This window comes from Clostridium sp. DSM 17811 (genome assembly GCF_018861905.1).
In the GTDB taxonomy this organism is placed as follows: Bacteria; Bacillota; Clostridia; order Clostridiales; family Clostridiaceae; genus Clostridium_AD; species Clostridium_AD frigoriphilum.
This window is the reverse complement of the sequence record NZ_JAHLDU010000008.1, coordinates 18587-35986: the sequence shown is the minus strand read 5'-3', so window position 1 is coordinate 35986 and position 17400 is coordinate 18587. Positions and strand designations below refer to the sequence as shown.

Sequence of the window (17400 nt, the reverse complement as noted above, 5' to 3'; positions counted from 1 at the left end):
AACTTATGTGTTTATTATGAAGATTGTCGATATTTATATTTTTTTGTATTGTATCTTTATATTCTTATAATAATAAAAGTCATGTCAACCAAGAAGTACTTAATGCATTATTGAAACAAAGATCTTACCTACTATTATTCCAAGCACTGTACCACTTGCAGATAACCTGCCCCGCCAAAGTCCAATGGATTCAGGTATTATCTCTTTGCACACGGTATATAATATTAAACCAGCAGCAAATGATAAGCTAATGCAAATAATTATAGGCGATACACTATTTAAAATTCCTCCCATTAAAGCACCTATACCCATTGGTATAGATGTAAAAATTGAAAAAAGTATTATTGTATATACTTTAGCGCCCCCTTCCTTAAGATACATTCCTAAAGTTAGTCCTTCGGGTATTCCATGAAGTAGTAGAGCAATCGCTAACTGTAATCCCCTAGTATAGGAAATATTTAAGAGTGAACCTAATGCAATTCCAGCAGGTATATTATGTATTCCTGAACCTATCGCCATAAAAAGAGCTACTTTTAAATATCTCTGTTTTCCACCATCTGAATTTCCAAAATTAAGATAACTAACACCACTATCAATCAATAGTGCAGTAATAAGTCCGATAAATATACCCAGTGTTGCAATATATACATTACCATTTTCAAATGCTTCTGGAATTAAATCGAAACAAATTATAGCAAGCATAAGACCTCCAAGAAATCCCAAGACAGTACCTTTAAATCTTCTCCCATTATCTGTAGTAATAAAACAAAGTAATATTCCAATCATTGTTCCAATCCATGCAGTAAAAAAACCTATATTACTTATGTTGACAAGCAAATTAAAATTAATAAGCATCAAAAAGTCCTCCAGTTTTAAAAATAATACCATATTTAAGTCTATGCTATATAACAGATAAGTTAGAATATAGGGCAAAAATATTTTCAGAATACACTACGTACTTTTAATATTCATTAAAATAATTAATTTAATGTAAAGCATTACTTCCATTGTAAAATTTCTATAATAGTTTTAATATTATATATGGAATATATAATATTAATTGTAAAAAAGGAGCAACTACTATGATCACAAATATTGTCAAAAGTCCTAGAAATAAAAAGATAAAAAAACCGGTATCTATTATAATTGGTGTAGTCCTATTTCTATTATTACTACAAAGTATTCTTATTCATAATGCTATTTCAAAATATAAATTAAAAATATATCCACAAGTATGGGTCGAAGATACAAATATAGGTGGAAAAACTAAAACAGAAGCTAGCAATGCTATCATTCAAAAACATAATAATAGCATTGCTAAAAAAAATATAACAATAAAAATTAATAATAAACAATATACTATTGCTTTATCTAAAGTTGATATGAAATATGATTATAGTCTCGCAGTTGATAAAGCTTATGATATTGGAAGAGAAGGTAATTCACTAAAAAAATATTTTGCTATAACCTCTCCTGGCAAGAAAAATATTACACTTAATCATACATACAACTATGATATTGTAGATACAGTTCTTAATAATATTATTAAAGATAATAGTAAGAAGGCTATAGATGCCACTATTGTTAGAAACGATTTAGGAGATTTAATTGTAACTAAAGAAGAATATGGTCATAGTATAGATTCTGCTAGTCTAAAAAAGGAAATAAAAACTAAAGTTGAAAATATAAAACAAGAACAAAATTTACTAATAGAGTCTAAATTAATAAATGTTGAACCTAAAATTAAAAAAAACAATTTAAAAGGTATAAATACTTTAATATCTAGTTCTACCACTAACTTTGGCAGTTCAAATGAAAGTCGGTCAGAAAATATTCGAGTAGCTTCTGATTCTATAAACGGGCATATAGTTATGCCTAATAATACTTTTAGCTTTAATGATGTAGTTGGTGAAAGATCTGCTAAAAAAGGCTATAAGTTAGCAAAAGGAATTGTAAATGACAAAGTTGTAGATGACTTAGGTGGTGGAGTGTGCCAAGTCTCAACTACACTTTATAATGCAATACTTAGAACAAATATTGCCTCTGTGGAAAGATATCATCATAGTTTGCCTTGTAGCTATATAGGGAAAGGTCTTGATGCTACAGTCTCTTTTGGACTTCTTGATTATAGATTTAAGAATACATATTCTTATCCTATTTTTATAGAATCTGGAATTCGAAATGAAAATCTAACATTTAATGTGTACTCAAATGCAAGTCTTAGCAATAAAAAGTATAACATTGATAATGAAGTATCAGGTAACCATGTAAATGTATTTAGAATCACGTATGAAAATGGTAATAAGGTATCAAAAGTTTTGCTTTATACCGATAAGATTTCATAGATGCCTTCCCCTACTTATTTTCCTAATATTTTTTTAACAAATACACTTACTAGTTCAGGATCAAATTGATGACCTGCATTTTTTTGTAATTCTTTTATGATATTCTCCATTGATAATGCACTTCGACAACATCTATCTCTACTCATTGAATCATATGCATCTGCTATATTTATAATTCTTGACGTTATTGGTATCTCTGCTCCCTTTAATCCTTTTGGATACCCTAATCCATCCCATCTTTCATGGTGATATAATATGTATATCGCCATGTCGGACATACCATTTACTGTGTTAAGCATTCTATAACCTATTTCACAGTGACTCTTAATTTTCTTCCATTCATCACTTGTAAGTTTGCCTGTTTTATTAAATACATTTTCATGTATTGCAATTTTACCTATATTATGGAGCAATCCAACTTCCTTGAGTTCATTGACCTCATATTGAGACAAACCAAGGGCTTCTCCCATTTTCCCGCATAACTTCGAAACCTCATGAGAATGTTTTTCTTCTTCTTTATTTTCTTCATATAAGGTATTTATTATTGCCTTAATTGTTTTCACTTTCATAATCGGGCCCTCAAAAAGCTTATTATTGTACATATTATTTTCTGCATTTATTAATATTTCTTCAGTTTTTTCTTCTTTATTATTCTTTGTTTGATACCCAAAAGAAACAGATATATCAATGAAACCAACTTTTTCATTTAATGACAAAGTTTTTATTCGTTTTATAATTTCTTCTGCTATAAAAGCATCCGTTTTAGGTAATATAATAACAAACTCATCCCCTCCAAACCTAGCAATAATGTCATCAGCCCTACATCCCAGGCTTATTATTTTTGCTACTTTTTTAAGAAGTTTATCACCCATGACATGTCCAAAGGAATCATTAATAAATTTTAACCCATTTACGTCCCCCATAACAATTGTCATAGGAAGGTTCCTTTCCGTATCAAGTCTTGTTACCTCTTCTTCATAAAACCTACGATTATATAACCCCGTTAACTGATCATGGTAACTTAGATAGCAAATCTCTTTCTCCTTTCTTTTACGCTCCGTTATATCAATTGTTCTACATTCAATATATTTTTGTCCATTTAAACATAAAGTAAATGCTTTAAAATACACGGGTACTATTGTACCATCATTCTTTTGCAGTTCTGCATCAATAACACCGAATCCATCGTTTCTAGCCCTAGTAATACAATCCATGATTGCTCTATAGCTTTTTTCATCACCCTTATACCAATCCAAAAGACTCATTTTAGATAATTCCTCAGATGAGTAACCTGTTATATCCTGAAACTTTTCATTCCACCTCACTAATCTTCCTTGTTGATCATAAATATAGTGCATATCTGGTCCATTATAAAATATTGCTTCTTCTATAGTTCTTTCATGTTGTACATCCTCTTTCCTTAGCCCTTCAATTTCAGATAATTGGCTCATTTTATTTTCCTCCATTTTATCTTTCTCAAAACAATTAGCATTCTTACCTTTTTTATATTAATCTTTTTATACAATATATTCGCTACACTAAACAAATTCTACATATTTTAATAAAATAGTATTCATTTTAATTTAATAAATAATTCATTTTAGAAATAAGAAATAGCAATTTTAACACTGTATTATTCAATATTCTTTTTATCATAATTATCAGAAAATATAGATTATGCTTCAAATTAACTTGAATGAAATGTAAAAATAGGTTATAATTAAGGTACGTATTTAAAAAGAGAGGTTATTCGATGACTAAACGCTTCAAAAAATTTTACGCGAGCTTTAGTAAAGTAATTATTATAATGCTTGGCGCAACACTATATTCAATCGGCTTAGAAATATTTTTAATACCTAACAACATAATTGATGGAGGAGTAGTTGGAATATCAATTATGGCAAATCATTTTATCAGCGTACCACTTGGGCTACTTACTTTTATACTAAATATACCATTTTTTATAATTGGATATAAGCAAATCGGAAAAACATTTACCATATCAACTATCTTTTCTGTAATATGCTATTCTATAGGTGTATCTATCCTTAAGCCAATTCCCGGAATAACACATGATATACTATTGGCAGCAGTTTTTGGTGGAATACTAGTTGGACTAGGCATAGGACTCATAATGAGAAGCGGTGGATCAACCGATGGCACAGAAATCGTAGCAATAATACTTGACAAAAGAATTAAATTTTCAGTTGGAGAGATAATTATGTTCTTCAATTTCTTTATATTACTTTCAGCAGGCTTAATTTTTGGTTGGGATAGAGCTATGTATTCTCTCATAACCTATTTTATAGTAATCAAAGTTATTGACATTATAATTGAAGGTACTGATGAATCAAAAGCTGTAGTAATTATTTCAGATAAACATGAAGAAATATCTGAGGCAATAATGGCTAGACTTGGTCGAGCAATGACTTACCTTTATGGTAAGGGTGGAAAAGAAGGAGAATATAAAAATGTAATTTATGTTGTTGTATCTCGTTTGGAGATTTCTAAACTAAAATCTATTGTAAATGGATTTGATGAAGATGCATTCATAACTATAGGTAGCGTTGAAACAACTGGAAAGAGTTATAAGAAAAGAGCTATTCATTAAATTATAATTAGAAACAATGATTTTAGGAGAGTGGTTTTAAATCACTCTCCTTTTTTAATTTACATTTTAAAAATAATGTAAGCTAAATTTAAGAATGTAGTTTAAATTTCGTGATATAATATTTAAGACATAATTGTAATTAAGGCTAAATATTATTTCTACAAATTTAATAAATGAAAAATATAAGGAGTGAAACTAATGAAAACTGTTGATACTAAGGATGTAGGATTTGTTGAAGTATTTAGCATTACAATTGTAGTAGATAAACCTATTTTGGTTGGACAAGATGATATAGTTGGAAGACGTCAATTAATCCCTATTTTATCAGGTGAGGTAAATGGTCTTGGCTTTAAAGGGAAAGTACTTCCGGGAGGAATTGATAGTCAAGTTATCCGCCCAGATGGAAAATGTGAACTTTCGGCAAGATATGCTATTAAGTTAGATGATGGTGCTACAATTTACATTGAAAACAATGGAATTCGCACAGTACCATTCAAATACATAGAAGATGTAAAGGCCGGTAAATTCGTTGATCCTAGCGTTTATTATTTTCGTACAATTCCAATTTTCGAAACATACAGTGAGAAATATAAATGGATGATGAATAACATTTTCGTATGTTACGCTACTAGATTGCCAGAAAATGTCTTGTTAACATTCTATAAAGTTCTTTAGTAGATTTAGATAATATAATTGTATTTGATTTTTTTATAAAAGTATTATTAATAAAGGGTAGGTAAATTAATGAAAAAATATAAATTTAATTTGATATTAGGTATAGCCTCTGTGGGTATTTTTATACTATTAATTATATTCACACATGGTTGGATGGATTTGATTCATCAAATGAAAAACTTACATATTCAATGGCTAATTGCGGCTATTTTCTCCATGTTTTTATATTGGGTTTGTGAAGCTAGAATCTTACAAGTAACTGTATTTCTAATGAAAAAGGACTATAAATTTAAAGAAGCTTTTAAAGTCACTCTTATTGGGCAATATTTTAATTCAATTACTCCCTTTGCATCTGGTGGTCAACCAATGCAATTATATGCACTTACTAAACAAGGAGTGGCCGCTGGCAAAGCTGGTTCAGCGCTTATGATTAAATTTATTATGTATCAAGCTATATTAACTATATACTCTCTAGTTCTTATATTTTGGAAATTAGATTTTTTTAGACGAAAAACCAGCAATTTATTTTATTTAATAGGCATAGGTTTTTTAGTTCATGCTAGTGTAATTGTATGTTTAATTATTTTTTCGAAGTATCGTAAATTAACACACAAATTTATAAATATTTTATCTAAAATATTACGAAAGTTTAAATTTGTAAAAAATGTATCAAAATTAGAAGTAGATATTAACCAGAATTTAGATCAATTCCATGATAATATGCAAATAGCAAAACATAGTAAAGGATTAATTTTTGAAGCTGTTATATATACAACGCTGCAGCTAACAATATATTTTATTATTCCTTATTTTATCTATCTTAGTTTTGGAATGAAGGGTGCTAGCATTGGTAGTATGATAGCGGGAACTTCTTTCATAATGATGATAACAGCTGTTATACCATCACCTGGAGCCATGGGAGGCGCGGAAGGCGCTTTCTATATTTGTTTTAGTTTGTTTTTTGCAGCTAGTAATATAATGGCCGGTATATTGTTATGGAGGTTAATTACTTTTTACTCCTGTATAATTTTTGGGTTTTATGCACTTAAAAAGAAATAAATCAGAAAAATCATTAGCCTCGGCTAATGATTTTTAATTTCTACTCTTTTATTATATACGGCACTGTAAGCACTGCCACATTTCTATTTTTATATAATTGACTCTTTATAAAATACCCTGTTTGGTTATGAAGTAAATTATGCCACCATTTAGTAATAACAAACTGCGTTAAAACTACAGTCACTGTTTCTCCATGTTTTGAAGAACGCTCTTCTGATTGTATAAAATTCATTAATGGTTCCATTACGTCTCTATATGAGGAGTGCTCTATTATTAATGGAATTCCTGGATTATACTCTTTCCACTTTCTTTTTAATTTTTGAGTAATTTCAGGATCAGTTGATACATGAAATGCAACAACGTTTTGTGATAAACATTTAGCACAGTTTAATGCCTTTAGGAATGATTTATTTAATGTACCTAAAAGTATTATTACATGCTGATCATTATTTGTTACTGACCCAACTTTGGGTCTTAGGTCATTTGTTAATCTTATTTGCTCCACTACATGAGTATAATGTTCCTTAATCTTTAACATAAAATAAACAAGCATTGGTAATATGATACAAACAATCCAAGCACCTTGAGTAAACTTTATAATGCCTATAAGTATTACTGTAATAAAAGTTATAACAGCACCAAATCCGTTTACGGCCGCCTTAAATTTCCAACCAAGTGATTTTTCCCTTTTCCACTTTAAGAACATTCCAACTTGAGAAAGTGTAAAAGATATAAATACACCAACAGCATATAACGGTAAAAGTGCATGTGTATCGCCTTGAAAAACAATAATTAATATTGCAGAAGCTACAGCTAGTACTATTATTCCATTTGAAAAACTTAATCTTTTTCCTCTTTGAGAAAATTGCCTCGGAACATATCCATCATTTCCCATTAAAGAAAGTAATAATGGAAGACCTGCATAAGATGTATTAGCAGCCATTATTAAAATAATTGCAGTGGTAAATTGAATAACATAAAAGAAAATATTTTTTCCGAAAACTTGCTGAGTAATTTGAGCAAGTACTGTCATATGATTAACAGGTACTGCATGATAAATTGTTGCTAAGAAAGATAATCCTACAAAAATAAAAAATACTAACCCACCCAGTAAAACCAAAACAGTTTTTGCATTTTTTTGTGATGGTTCTTGAAAATTAGGTATACCATTACTTACAGCTTCAACTCCCGTTAACCCACTACAACCTGAAGCAAATGCACGAAGAAACAGAAATAATGTAATATCACCTACTTGCCTTGGCATTGAAAATAAAGGCTGTGGCGAATAACCAAAAACATAATGTCTAACAAGACCAGTAACAATAAGCACTACACAAGAGCCTATGAATATATATGTTGGAACTCCAAAAAGTTTAGATGATTCCTTCGTTCCTCTTAAATTCCCTATTGTTATAATTAATAACATTATAAGAGCTATAGCTACTTTGTACTTATACAAAAATGGCATAGCCGATGTTATGGCAGCTGTTCCAGCACTTATACTAACAGCAACTGTAAGTACATAACCTACAGTAAGAGCTGCTCCCGCAGTAAGCCCTGGGGTTACTCCCAGATTATCCTTTGCAACTATGTATGATCCTCCACCAGATGGGTAGCTATCAATGGTTTGCATGTATGAAAAAACGAGTATGAGCAATAGTAAAACAATACACAATGCAGCATAAAACATATATCTATATGCCATAGAACCCATAACTCCAATTAACACAATTAAAATTTCCTCACCTGCATATGCAACGGAGGAAACTGCATCACTGGATAATATAGGTAGTCCCCATAAAACGTTTAATTTTTCTCCTTCTAATTCTTCTGTTTTTAATGTCTTACCTATTAGTATTTCTCTTATCTTTGAAAACATAAATGCACCTCTGTAGTCTAATTTATTTATACAATATTTCTCTATTATATATTATTAATTCTAACATTTCAACCTATAATTAATCTATTTTTGACGAAATATAGCCAAATTTATACTTCTAACGGTAGATAATTAACGTTATAATTCAAATAGTCATACATGCATAATATATATGTATTTAAAGTTGCTTATTAGTCGTTTTCATGTTACTTTTCTCTAAGTGAATCAAAAAAGAATAGAGTATATGGTTAAGCCCATATATCCTATTCTTAATTATCTGTCTATGTTATTTAATTTCTTTATACTATATATTTAGTTACTATTTCATTAAACTCATCCACGTTTTGTTCCATCCAAGTAGTGAAGTCTTTGTTTGAATTATCTACGGCACTTGCAAGTTCAAATAAAAATTCTGGCACATCCACTTGTTTAATATCTCCATAAATTTTACCGAGCTTTGTTTTACCTATCCCAAGATCTCCACCAATATGTAATTCAAATACATTTGTAAGTTCATCTTGAATTTTTTTCTTTTTACCACGAAATCCAATTGTTCCTATTTCATGTACGGAGCAAGAATTAGTGCATCCGGATATATGAACAGGTGGCAATATATCTTTTGTGAAGTTCTTTTCTTTAAAATAGCTTAAAATATCCTTTAAAGTAGTCTGGCTTTCTAGTATTCCCATTTGACAAGTGGGAACTCCAATGCAGCAAGTAGAATATTCAAGTGAAGTATTTCCACCCATTCCCTCTGTTAAGTCAAGTAATATTTGTGCTTCTTTACCATTCAAATTTCTAATGTATAATCCTTCTGACATAGTTAATCTTATTTCTACATCATCCATACCTTCTATTTTATCTATTATTAGTTTTAAATACTGTGTTTTTAATTGTCCTCCCATTGGATGAACATACACACTATATAACCCATTTTGTTTTTGTGAGATTAGTCTTGGACTTTTTATAGAAGTTTCAATACCAGTCTTATCATAAACCTTAGTTTCTACCTTAATCTTCAAATTGCCTTTAGCCTTAACCTTCTCCAAATAACTGTTATAACAATTTATAAATTTCTCATCGCCCATTCTTTCCTTAATATATCTTATACGAGCTTTTCCCTTATTTACATAATCGCCTTCATTAATAAAAAGCTCAGTTAATGCTTCAACATGGTATAGAATATCCTCAGGATTTATTAATTGACCACTGGAAACAGATAGTCTTGAATTGTTTCCTATTCCACCACCTAAGTATACTTTGAAATATTGGGTGCCATTTTCAATAACCGCTAAAAACCCTAAATCAGTAGCAGTTACGTGTGACTCATCCTTGTCGTTACTTGAAAATGCAACTTTAAATTTTCTTGGTAGTTTATATGTATATATCTTATTTAAAAAATGTTTACCCACTGCAGTTGCATAAGGTGATATATCAAAAACCTCATTTTTTTCTACCCCAGATAGTGGTGATGCAGAAACATTTCTAGGATAATTACCACCTGAACCCCTTACGTATAAGTCTTTGTTTATACCTTCCTTCATAATATTACAAACTTCATCTATAGTAATTCCATGTAATTGCATTGCTTGACGAGTAGTTATATGTATATTTTCTACTTTATATCTATTTGCAAAGTCATAAATTTGTTTAAGATCCCTTATAGAAGCTATCCCAGCTGGCATTCTAAATCTTACCATAAAATCCTTGCCACTACTCTGGGCATATACTCCCATACCACCGGAAGCTCCTTTAAAATCCATCTTACTCATTTCACCACTTAAAAATTTATTACCAAGTGCTCTAAACCCTTCAATTTCAGAAAGAAGAATCTCATTTAAATTATCCATTTGTATCATTCCTTTCGTATTGCAACATCCATCTGACTATAGTATACTTGTTTTTAACCAATAAGTATAATACATGTTTTCTATAATACTTATTAGTATTACTAATAGGTAGGGTGATAATTTTGATAGAGGAATTAAAAACTTTTATTTCTGTTGTAGACAAAAAAAGCTTCACAAAAGCTGCAAGTACTATCAACATATCCCAGCCAAGTGTTAGTTTACACATTAAAATTCTAGAAAAAAAGTTTAATACAAAATTAATAGAAAGATCAAACAAACAAAGAAATATATTAATTACACAAACTGGAGAAATATTATACAAAAAGGCTAAGCAAATAATATCCCTAATTGATGACACAAAAGATGAACTTAACAATTATCATAATTCCACCTCAGGAACCTTAAAAATTGGTGCAAGTATGACAATAGGTGAATTCTTACTCCCCTCAATACTAGGAGAATTTATTAAAGAGTTTCCAAACATAAAACTAGAAGTCGCTATTGAAAACACACATAATATTTATGAAAAGTTTAAAAACTATGATATTGATATTGCTTTAATTGAAGGCAGCGTACCTGCACATAACTATACTTCTAAAAATTTTTATAAAGATACAATGGTTATTGTAACTCCAAATTCTTTTACCTATGATAAAAATATTGGACTTAACCCTAACTTGTCAAATCAAACTTGGATGCATAGGGAAGAAGGTTCTGGAACTGGTGAGTATCTAAATATATTTTTAAATACAGAAGGTATATCACCAAAGAATTTTATTATTCTTGGAAGTAATTACTCAATTAAAGAAGCTGTTAAAAATAATTTAGGTGTAACTTTTATCTCATCTTTAGTAGTTGATGATGCCGCTACTAACAATGAACTTAAAATTATAGCTACTAAAACAAAATATAATAGGTTTTTTTCTTACTTAGTTCATGAGAAAAACTTATCAAAGATTGCGACATTATTTGTTGAGAAACTAGAAAAGTTTAGTAAGCGTAATATTACATAGCTGACACTTAGCCCTACGATTACTTCCATATCCTCATATTATCTCAAATAAAAAAGCACTTCCATCCACTGCTTTGAATGTAAGTGCTTTGATACTAAAATTATTTTAATACCTCCATATTAACACAATCATCAGGATTTTCACCATTTAGGACTTTGATAATATTTTCAGCTGCAACTATTCCCATCTTTGTTCTTGTTTCCATTGTGGCTGAAGAAATACGAGGAACAATTGAAACATTGTACATATCTAGAAGTTCTGGTTCAATATTGGGTTCATATTCAAATACATCAAGTCCTGCTCCCCATATTTCACCATCTTTGAGGGCTTTAACTAATGCTTTTTCGTCAATTACTGGCCCACTACATGTATTAACAATAACTGAAGTATTTTTCATAATAGAAAATTCTTTCTCTCCTATATAATGAATGGTAGAAGATAAAAGTGGCACGTGTAATGATACAAAATCAGCTTCTTTAAGTAAATTTTCTTTATCTACATAAATAGCGCCAAGTTCTTTTTCCATTTTATGATTTCTAACTATATCAGTATATAGTATTTTCATATCAAAAGCCTTAGCTTTCTTTGCAAAGTTAAACCCAATTCGCCCTGCTCCTACAACACCTAATGTCTTGCCTGTAATTTCACGACCAAGAAACATCATAGGATCACAAGACTCATAAGCACCATTTCTTGTGAATTTATCCGCTGCCACGATTCTTCTAGACACAACCATTAGAAGTGTCCATGCAAGATCTGCAGTAGCGTCATCTAATACGCGTGGGGTGTTTGTAATTATTATTCCCTGTTTGGTAGCTGTAACTATATCAATATTGCTGTAACCCACACCATAATTAGCAAAAATTTTACATTTGTTCCCTGCTGACTCAAGTACATCTTTATCTATATTGTCAGTTAGAAGACATAAAACAGCATCCTTACCTTTTACCTTCTCAATAAGCTCTTCTCTTAATAAGCCTCTATCACAAGGATTTATTTCTACATCAAAATGCTTTCTTAAAAGTTCAATAGCCTCATCTGGAATTCTTCTTGTTACGTAAACTCTTTTTTTATCCACAGATTCCACCTCCTATAAATACTCGCCGCTTTCATTTGAAATCTTCTCAAATATAAGTTCATTTTTAAGTTTCCCTATTTCTTTTATAATCTTCATTTTTCTAAAACAATACGTTATTTTTCTTGCCTTATTTTCAGGAACTTTCAATATTTTCGCCAAATTTTTGTTTGTAAAATTTTCTGGTAATTCATCTGGTAAAAATATCAAGAAATCCTTCTCCTCTTTAAAAGTGATTTTCTCAATTACCTCTAAAAGCTTATGATCCACTATACTTATCCCTTTTCTCCTCCAACTTCCTTTACCATCCTTGCATCTTATCTCTTCTTCTTTAATCATTAAAATTTCCAATATAAAATTATCTGACCCCATTAAATCAGGTATCCTAATTAATTCATCAAATAGATCAACTAACTTACCCTTTTTAGGTGACTTTCTTCTACTAATTACTATATCAGATTTTTCTGTAGTTACTATATATTTTTCAGCAGCTATAGGGTGTACTAGCATTACCTTATTATACTTGACCAATTCTCTAAGTTTATTACGAATTGCACTAAAATTTTTTGTTTGTATTTCAATTAATGAATCTTCTCTCACTAAATCAATTACATATTTATCTAGTTTTACCTCAAATCTATCTCCATCAGTGACATACCACTGTTTAATAGATGAATGCAAAGACTTCTCATTTTTTATATTTATTCCATTTTGCTCATAAATTAAAACTTTCTCTTCTACTTGTCCCATTTCTTCTCCTACCTCTATAATAAACCTCTACAATTTTTCTTAGATTAAATAATCTGGCTTTTATAATTATGTATTAATTATAACAGAATTGTTATATAAATAGAATTTATACTGTAAAATAAAGTATGTGAATAGTAAAACTCATTAACACATATAACGAGGTAATATGCTAATAATCTATAAAGAGATAATTAATTGTGTATCAAAACATAATATAAAATAATATACTACTAAAAGGTGATGAAATATGAAAATTGTGATATTATCTGATACGCATGCAAAAAAACATAATGATAAACTTTTCAAATTAATAGACAATTTATTTAAAGAAGCTGATATGATAATTCATGCAGGTGATTATATTTCACCGAGCGTTGTATCAAAATTAAAAGAGCATGAGAATTTCGTTGGAGTATGGGGAAACAATGATAAACGTTATATAAGAGGTATATTAAATGAAAAAGAAATATTATCCATAGAAGGGTATAGAATTGGTCTGTATCATGGTCATGGCACCAGCAAAAATACACTAACCACAGCATATGATAAATTTATTAGTGATAAGGTAGATATAATAATCTTTGGACACACTCATCAACCACTTATATTAACTAAAAATAAAGTGCTTATGATTAATCCCGGTTCGCCCTCCTGCAAAAGACGTGAGCCATGGTATTCTTATGTTGTTTTAGAAATTGAAAATAAAAAAATAGATGTGCACTTAAAATTTTTCAGCTGATTTTATAAGTTCTACAACTTTCATTTTAAAAAAAGTCCTACCATACTCATAATGGTAGGACTTTTTATGTTAATATTCTTCAACTTCAGTAACTTCATATCCTGCTTCTTCAATAGCTTCTGAGATATCATTATCCGTTGTTTCATCCTCAAATTCTGCCATTGCAAATTTTTCCTCTAAATCAACTTTTACTTTAGTAGCACCAATGTCTAGTAATGCTTCCTTTACATGACTTACACAATGTGAACAACTCATTCCATCAATATATAGTTTTTTCTTCATTTAAAATTCCCCTTTCAATTGTTTAATTTATATTCCTATATGCTTAAATTTAAATTTATATATTTAAATTTATAATTATACCCTCACTAAGTTAACTTAGTTTTATATTAGTCTCTTAAATTCCATTTGTCTATATGTATTTAATAAAATCCATATTGAACTAGTAATATATGCTTTTATGTTTCATTTTACTTATTTTGTAATTGCAAACAAATTGTAGCATATCAAGTGTCACTATTCAAGTTTTTTTATACTTTATTTATTTTATTATCAGCATTCAAAACAAAATTCTATTCAAAAGCACTTAGCACTCTATCTAATATGCCATTAATGTGAGCTATAGCTATACCAAAGTTGGTAATAGGTAGTTCTACTATATTAGCTTTTTTAATCCTTGACATTAATTGTTGTCTATTAAACATACAAGCTCCACAATGAACTATTAACTTATATTCACTCAGGTCTTCTGGAAAACCACTACCTGCACAAACCGTTATATCTAGATTCCCACCGACCTTCTCGTTAAGCCATTTCGGTAGTTTCTCTCTACCTATATCACCCTCAAGTGGATGATGGGTACAAGCTTCTGCTATTAGTACCTTATCTCCTGGTTTCAATGTATCAATAGCTCTTGCTCCTTTAACTAGGGTATCTAAATCTCCCTTGTACCTCGCCATAAGTATAGAGAATGAGGTAAGTGGTACATCTTTTGGAATAATAGAATTAACTTTTTTAAATACCTGTGAGTCTGTAATCACCAAATCCGGTTTAACCTTTAGCGCAGCTAAAATATCACTTAGCTCACTATCCTTTACAACAAGAGCCATAACATCATTATCAAGTAGGTCCCTTATAATTTGAACCTGTGGCAATATTAGTCTTCCTTTTGGCGCTTGAATATCTTGTGGAGCTACAACTAATACAATTGACTTTGGCTTTACTATGTCACCTACAATTGTATTTTTCTCAAAATCAGCTGGTGCGGCATCCATAATTGCTTTTTTTAATTCATCAATATTTATTCTATCTTTAGCACTAACCTTAACAAAATCTATGTCTATTATCTTTTGGATGCTAGCAAGTTCAGTTTTCTCTAGCACTACTCCATTTTTATCGATTTTATTTATAACTCCTACTATAGGAATTTTTCTATTTTTTAAATCTTCATACCATATTTTTTCAAATATTAAATCCTTCTCATTACCATCTATAACCAAAAGAGCTAAATCTGTTTTATCCATAACTTCCTTAGTTTTTTTTATTCTAAGTTCACCTATTTCTCCATCATCATCAAGTCCTGCAGTGTCTATAATCACAACTGGTCCTATTGGAAGTAATTCCATCGCCTTGTATACTGGGTCTGTTGTGGTTCCTGCTAAACTAGAAACCAATGCAATATCTTGATTTGTAAGTGCATTAATTAAACTTGATTTTCCCACATTTCTTTTTCCAAATATAGCTATATGAAGTCTATTAGAATTTGGTGTTTGCTGCATACTATATGCCTCCTCTTTCTTATTTAGGCACCCATATAAATAATAAATAAGTGTACTAATTTGTTTTTATTATATATCGTAATTATATAAAATTCAAGTATCAATTGTTAACGATTAATTACTCATATCATATGTTATATAAGTTTAATTTTTGATTTTAAATTTTCAATTCACTATTATACTGTTTTAATAGATTTTTCTTTGGGTATACTAATATCAACAAAAACTAAAGGTGAGTGATACTATGAATTTTATGAAAAAAAATATTGTTATAATTTTTACAACCACTATTATTTGTTTCTTATTGGTATATAGTTCAAATGCAAATAGTGCTCAAAAAAGCATCCAAACATTTAACCCATCTAGTACTTCATTTAAAGATGGCGGAAACATACCTACTTCTAAATTTGTATATTTAACTTTCGACGATGGACCTACGTACGTTGTCACAGATGCACTATTAGATGTATTAAAAAGTGAAAAAGTTAAAGCTACCTTTTTTATAGTAGGAAAAGAAATTGAAGGAAAAGAATCTATCCTTAAGAGAATATATACTGAAGGTCATAGCATAGGTCTTCATACTTATAGCCATAATTTCAAAAAAATATACCTAAGTTCAGATAAATTCATTGACGAGATGGAAAAAACTTCTAATAAAATTCAAGAAATCACAGGCTTCACTTCTAAGATTATTAGATTTCCTGGTGGTAGTTCAAAACGCTTAAATTCTCTTACTTTAGAAAAGCTTCATAAAAAAAACTTTAAAATATATGATTGGAATGTTGATGCAAGTGATGGGATCAACCCCAATTTAAGTACTGCGCAACTTATTAAAAATGCAAAAATCATTAGAGGTAATGAAAACACGGCTATAATACTTATGCATTGCAATTCTAATAATAAAAATACTGTAAAATCACTGCCAAGCATTATAAAGTATTACCTTGATTCGGGTTATGAATTCAAAGCTATCACTAAAGATACTCCAGAATATTATTATAAATTTAAGAATTAAAAAAACCTCACTTTACGGTGAGGTTTTTAATATAATTGCATTAAAAACATTTTACTTACATTATTATTGCTTTTTAAATTTAAACTTACTTACCATTAAATATGATAACAAAACCATTAAACACATTGTAGGACCTAAATTTGATGCTCTATTAAACATAAAGAATGCATACAATGCTAAAAATGTGCCTGTAACAGTTATAGGGATTCCTGAAAATACCCCATCAAAATCTGTAATATTATACTTTGCAAGTCTATATGCTCCTGCTACTGGGAATACTAAAACCATCAAATACCCAATTGGTCCAAGTCCTGCAAAATTATAAATACTAAATATTAATATGGAAGGTGCAACACCAAAAGATACTAAATCACATAATGAATCTAGTTCTTTACCTAGTTCTCCATCTACATTTAAAAACCTAGCTATTTTCCCATCATATCTATCAAATATTCCTGCTAAAAGAATAAACATCGCTGCTAATTTATAATTGCTGTCGAAACTCATAAGTATAGACAAAATGCCACAAGACATATTGCTTAAGGTGAAAATGTTAGGCACCGCATTCTTTATTTTTACCATCTTTTTTACCATCTATATCACTCCTATCA

The 17400-nt window shown here is 29.7% G+C and carries 16 protein-coding genes; 7 read left to right on the top strand and 9 right to left on the bottom strand.

Translation table 11 applies throughout. The annotated features are described in order from the left end of the window. Positions 1-99: 99 nt before the first annotated feature. The gene (locus KPL44_RS11665; RefSeq protein ID WP_216250245.1) at positions 100-855 is read right to left on the bottom strand and encodes a ZIP family metal transporter; all 756 of its coding nucleotides are present in this window, start codon (positions 853-855) and stop codon (positions 100-102) included. A gap of 227 nt (positions 856-1082) precedes the next feature. On the opposite strand from KPL44_RS11665, the gene KPL44_RS11660 reads away from it, so the two are divergent. Continuing rightward, complete coding sequence (locus KPL44_RS11660; protein WP_216250244.1) at positions 1083-2345, top strand: VanW family protein; 1263 nt, start codon at positions 1083-1085, stop codon at positions 2343-2345. 14 nt (positions 2346-2359) lie between these two features. Here KPL44_RS11660 and KPL44_RS11655 read toward each other — a convergent pair whose 3' ends face one another. After that, on the bottom strand, positions 2360-3796 hold the full coding sequence (locus KPL44_RS11655; RefSeq protein ID WP_301182961.1) for an HD domain-containing phosphohydrolase: 1437 nt from the start codon (positions 3794-3796) through the stop codon (positions 2360-2362). 356 nt (positions 3797-4152) lie between these two features. Between KPL44_RS11655 and KPL44_RS11650 the strand changes: the two genes are divergently transcribed. The 3 genes from KPL44_RS11650 to KPL44_RS11640 all read left to right on the top strand — a co-directional run bounded on the left by KPL44_RS11650 (position 4153) and on the right by KPL44_RS11640 (position 6690). Next, positions 4153-4956: a YitT family protein gene (locus KPL44_RS11650; protein ID WP_407935006.1), complete on the top strand. Its 804-nt coding sequence runs from the start codon at positions 4153-4155 to the stop codon at positions 4954-4956. A gap of 198 nt (positions 4957-5154) precedes the next feature. Then, positions 5155-5631, top strand: coding sequence for a DUF3237 domain-containing protein (locus KPL44_RS11645; RefSeq protein WP_216250238.1), 477 nt, complete (start codon positions 5155-5157; stop codon positions 5629-5631). A 69-nt stretch (positions 5632-5700) separates the two neighbouring features. Beyond that, positions 5701-6690: a lysylphosphatidylglycerol synthase transmembrane domain-containing protein gene (locus KPL44_RS11640; protein WP_216250236.1), complete on the top strand. Its 990-nt coding sequence runs from the start codon at positions 5701-5703 to the stop codon at positions 6688-6690. A gap of 40 nt (positions 6691-6730) precedes the next feature. Here the strand turns inward: KPL44_RS11640 and KPL44_RS11635 are convergent, their stop codons facing one another. Continuing rightward, positions 6731-8569: an APC family permease gene (locus tag KPL44_RS11635; RefSeq protein WP_216250231.1), complete on the bottom strand. Its 1839-nt coding sequence runs from the start codon at positions 8567-8569 to the stop codon at positions 6731-6733. A 299-nt stretch (positions 8570-8868) separates the two neighbouring features. Beyond that, positions 8869-10419: a nitrite/sulfite reductase gene (locus tag KPL44_RS11630; protein WP_216250229.1), complete on the bottom strand. Its 1551-nt coding sequence runs from the start codon at positions 10417-10419 to the stop codon at positions 8869-8871. A gap of 122 nt (positions 10420-10541) precedes the next feature. Between KPL44_RS11630 and KPL44_RS11625 the strand changes: the two genes are divergently transcribed. After that, positions 10542-11432, top strand: coding sequence for a LysR substrate-binding domain-containing protein (locus KPL44_RS11625; protein WP_216250226.1), 891 nt, complete (start codon positions 10542-10544; stop codon positions 11430-11432). Positions 11433-11532: 100 nt separating this feature from the next. Here KPL44_RS11625 and KPL44_RS11620 read toward each other — a convergent pair whose 3' ends face one another. After that, on the bottom strand, positions 11533-12510 hold the full coding sequence (locus KPL44_RS11620; RefSeq protein WP_216250224.1) for a 2-hydroxyacid dehydrogenase: 978 nt from the start codon (positions 12508-12510) through the stop codon (positions 11533-11535). 12 nt (positions 12511-12522) lie between these two features. Then, positions 12523-13257 carry a hypothetical protein gene (locus KPL44_RS11615; protein ID WP_216250221.1) on the bottom strand — a complete coding sequence of 245 codons (735 nt, stop codon included), beginning with the start codon at positions 13255-13257 and terminating at the stop codon, positions 12523-12525. A 247-nt stretch (positions 13258-13504) separates the two neighbouring features. Here KPL44_RS11615 and KPL44_RS11610 point away from each other — a divergent pair, with 247 nt between their 5' ends. After that, complete coding sequence (locus tag KPL44_RS11610; RefSeq protein WP_216250218.1) at positions 13505-13996, top strand: metallophosphoesterase family protein; 492 nt, start codon at positions 13505-13507, stop codon at positions 13994-13996. Between the two features lie 69 nt (positions 13997-14065). On the opposite strand, the gene KPL44_RS11605 is transcribed toward KPL44_RS11610, so the two are convergent. Continuing rightward, a complete protein-coding gene (locus tag KPL44_RS11605; protein WP_216250216.1) occupies positions 14066-14278 on the bottom strand; it encodes a heavy-metal-associated domain-containing protein in 213 nt (70 codons plus the stop codon). 290 nt (positions 14279-14568) lie between these two features. Then, a complete protein-coding gene (gene hydF / locus KPL44_RS11600) occupies positions 14569-15774 on the bottom strand; it encodes a [FeFe] hydrogenase H-cluster maturation GTPase HydF (protein ID WP_216250213.1) in 1206 nt (401 codons plus the stop codon). A 244-nt stretch (positions 15775-16018) separates the two neighbouring features. Here hydF and KPL44_RS11595 point away from each other — a divergent pair, with 244 nt between their 5' ends. Beyond that, a complete protein-coding gene (locus tag KPL44_RS11595) occupies positions 16019-16789 on the top strand; it encodes a polysaccharide deacetylase family protein (protein ID WP_253201738.1) in 771 nt (256 codons plus the stop codon). Positions 16790-16852: 63 nt separating this feature from the next. Here KPL44_RS11595 and pssA read toward each other — a convergent pair whose 3' ends face one another. Continuing rightward, positions 16853-17371, bottom strand: coding sequence for a CDP-diacylglycerol--serine O-phosphatidyltransferase (gene pssA / locus KPL44_RS11590; protein WP_216250624.1), 519 nt, complete (start codon positions 17369-17371; stop codon positions 16853-16855). Positions 17372-17400 lie beyond the last annotated feature (29 nt).

Bases quoted from the DNA above. Each gene is read 5' to 3' on its own strand.
- KPL44_RS11630 (WP_216250229.1), bottom strand. From the start codon at position 10,419: ATGGATAATTTAAATGAGATTCTTCTTTCTGAAATTGAAGGGTTTAGA.
- KPL44_RS11660 (WP_216250244.1), top strand. From the start codon at position 1,083: ATGATCACAAATATTGTCAAAAGTCCTAGAAATAAAAAGATAAAAAAA.
- KPL44_RS11635 (WP_216250231.1), bottom strand. From the start codon at position 8,569: ATGTTTTCAAAGATAAGAGAAATACTAATAGGTAAGACATTAAAAACA.
- KPL44_RS11650 (WP_407935006.1), top strand. From the start codon at position 4,153: ATGCTTGGCGCAACACTATATTCAATCGGCTTAGAAATATTTTTAATA.
- KPL44_RS11640 (WP_216250236.1), top strand. From the start codon at position 5,701: ATGAAAAAATATAAATTTAATTTGATATTAGGTATAGCCTCTGTGGGT.
- KPL44_RS11665 (WP_216250245.1), bottom strand. From the start codon at position 855: ATGCTTATTAATTTTAATTTGCTTGTCAACATAAGTAATATAGGTTTT.
- KPL44_RS11610 (WP_216250218.1), top strand. From the start codon at position 13,505: ATGAAAATTGTGATATTATCTGATACGCATGCAAAAAAACATAATGAT.
- KPL44_RS11595 (WP_253201738.1), top strand. From the start codon at position 16,019: ATGAATTTTATGAAAAAAAATATTGTTATAATTTTTACAACCACTATT.
- KPL44_RS11615 (WP_216250221.1), bottom strand. From the start codon at position 13,257: ATGGGACAAGTAGAAGAGAAAGTTTTAATTTATGAGCAAAATGGAATA.
- KPL44_RS11605 (WP_216250216.1), bottom strand. From the start codon at position 14,278: ATGAAGAAAAAACTATATATTGATGGAATGAGTTGTTCACATTGTGTA.
- pssA (WP_216250624.1), bottom strand. From the start codon at position 17,371: ATGGTAAAAATAAAGAATGCGGTGCCTAACATTTTCACCTTAAGCAAT.
- KPL44_RS11645 (WP_216250238.1), top strand. From the start codon at position 5,155: ATGAAAACTGTTGATACTAAGGATGTAGGATTTGTTGAAGTATTTAGC.
- hydF (WP_216250213.1), bottom strand. From the start codon at position 15,774: ATGCAGCAAACACCAAATTCTAATAGACTTCATATAGCTATATTTGGA.
- KPL44_RS11655 (WP_301182961.1), bottom strand. From the start codon at position 3,796: ATGAGCCAATTATCTGAAATTGAAGGGCTAAGGAAAGAGGATGTACAA.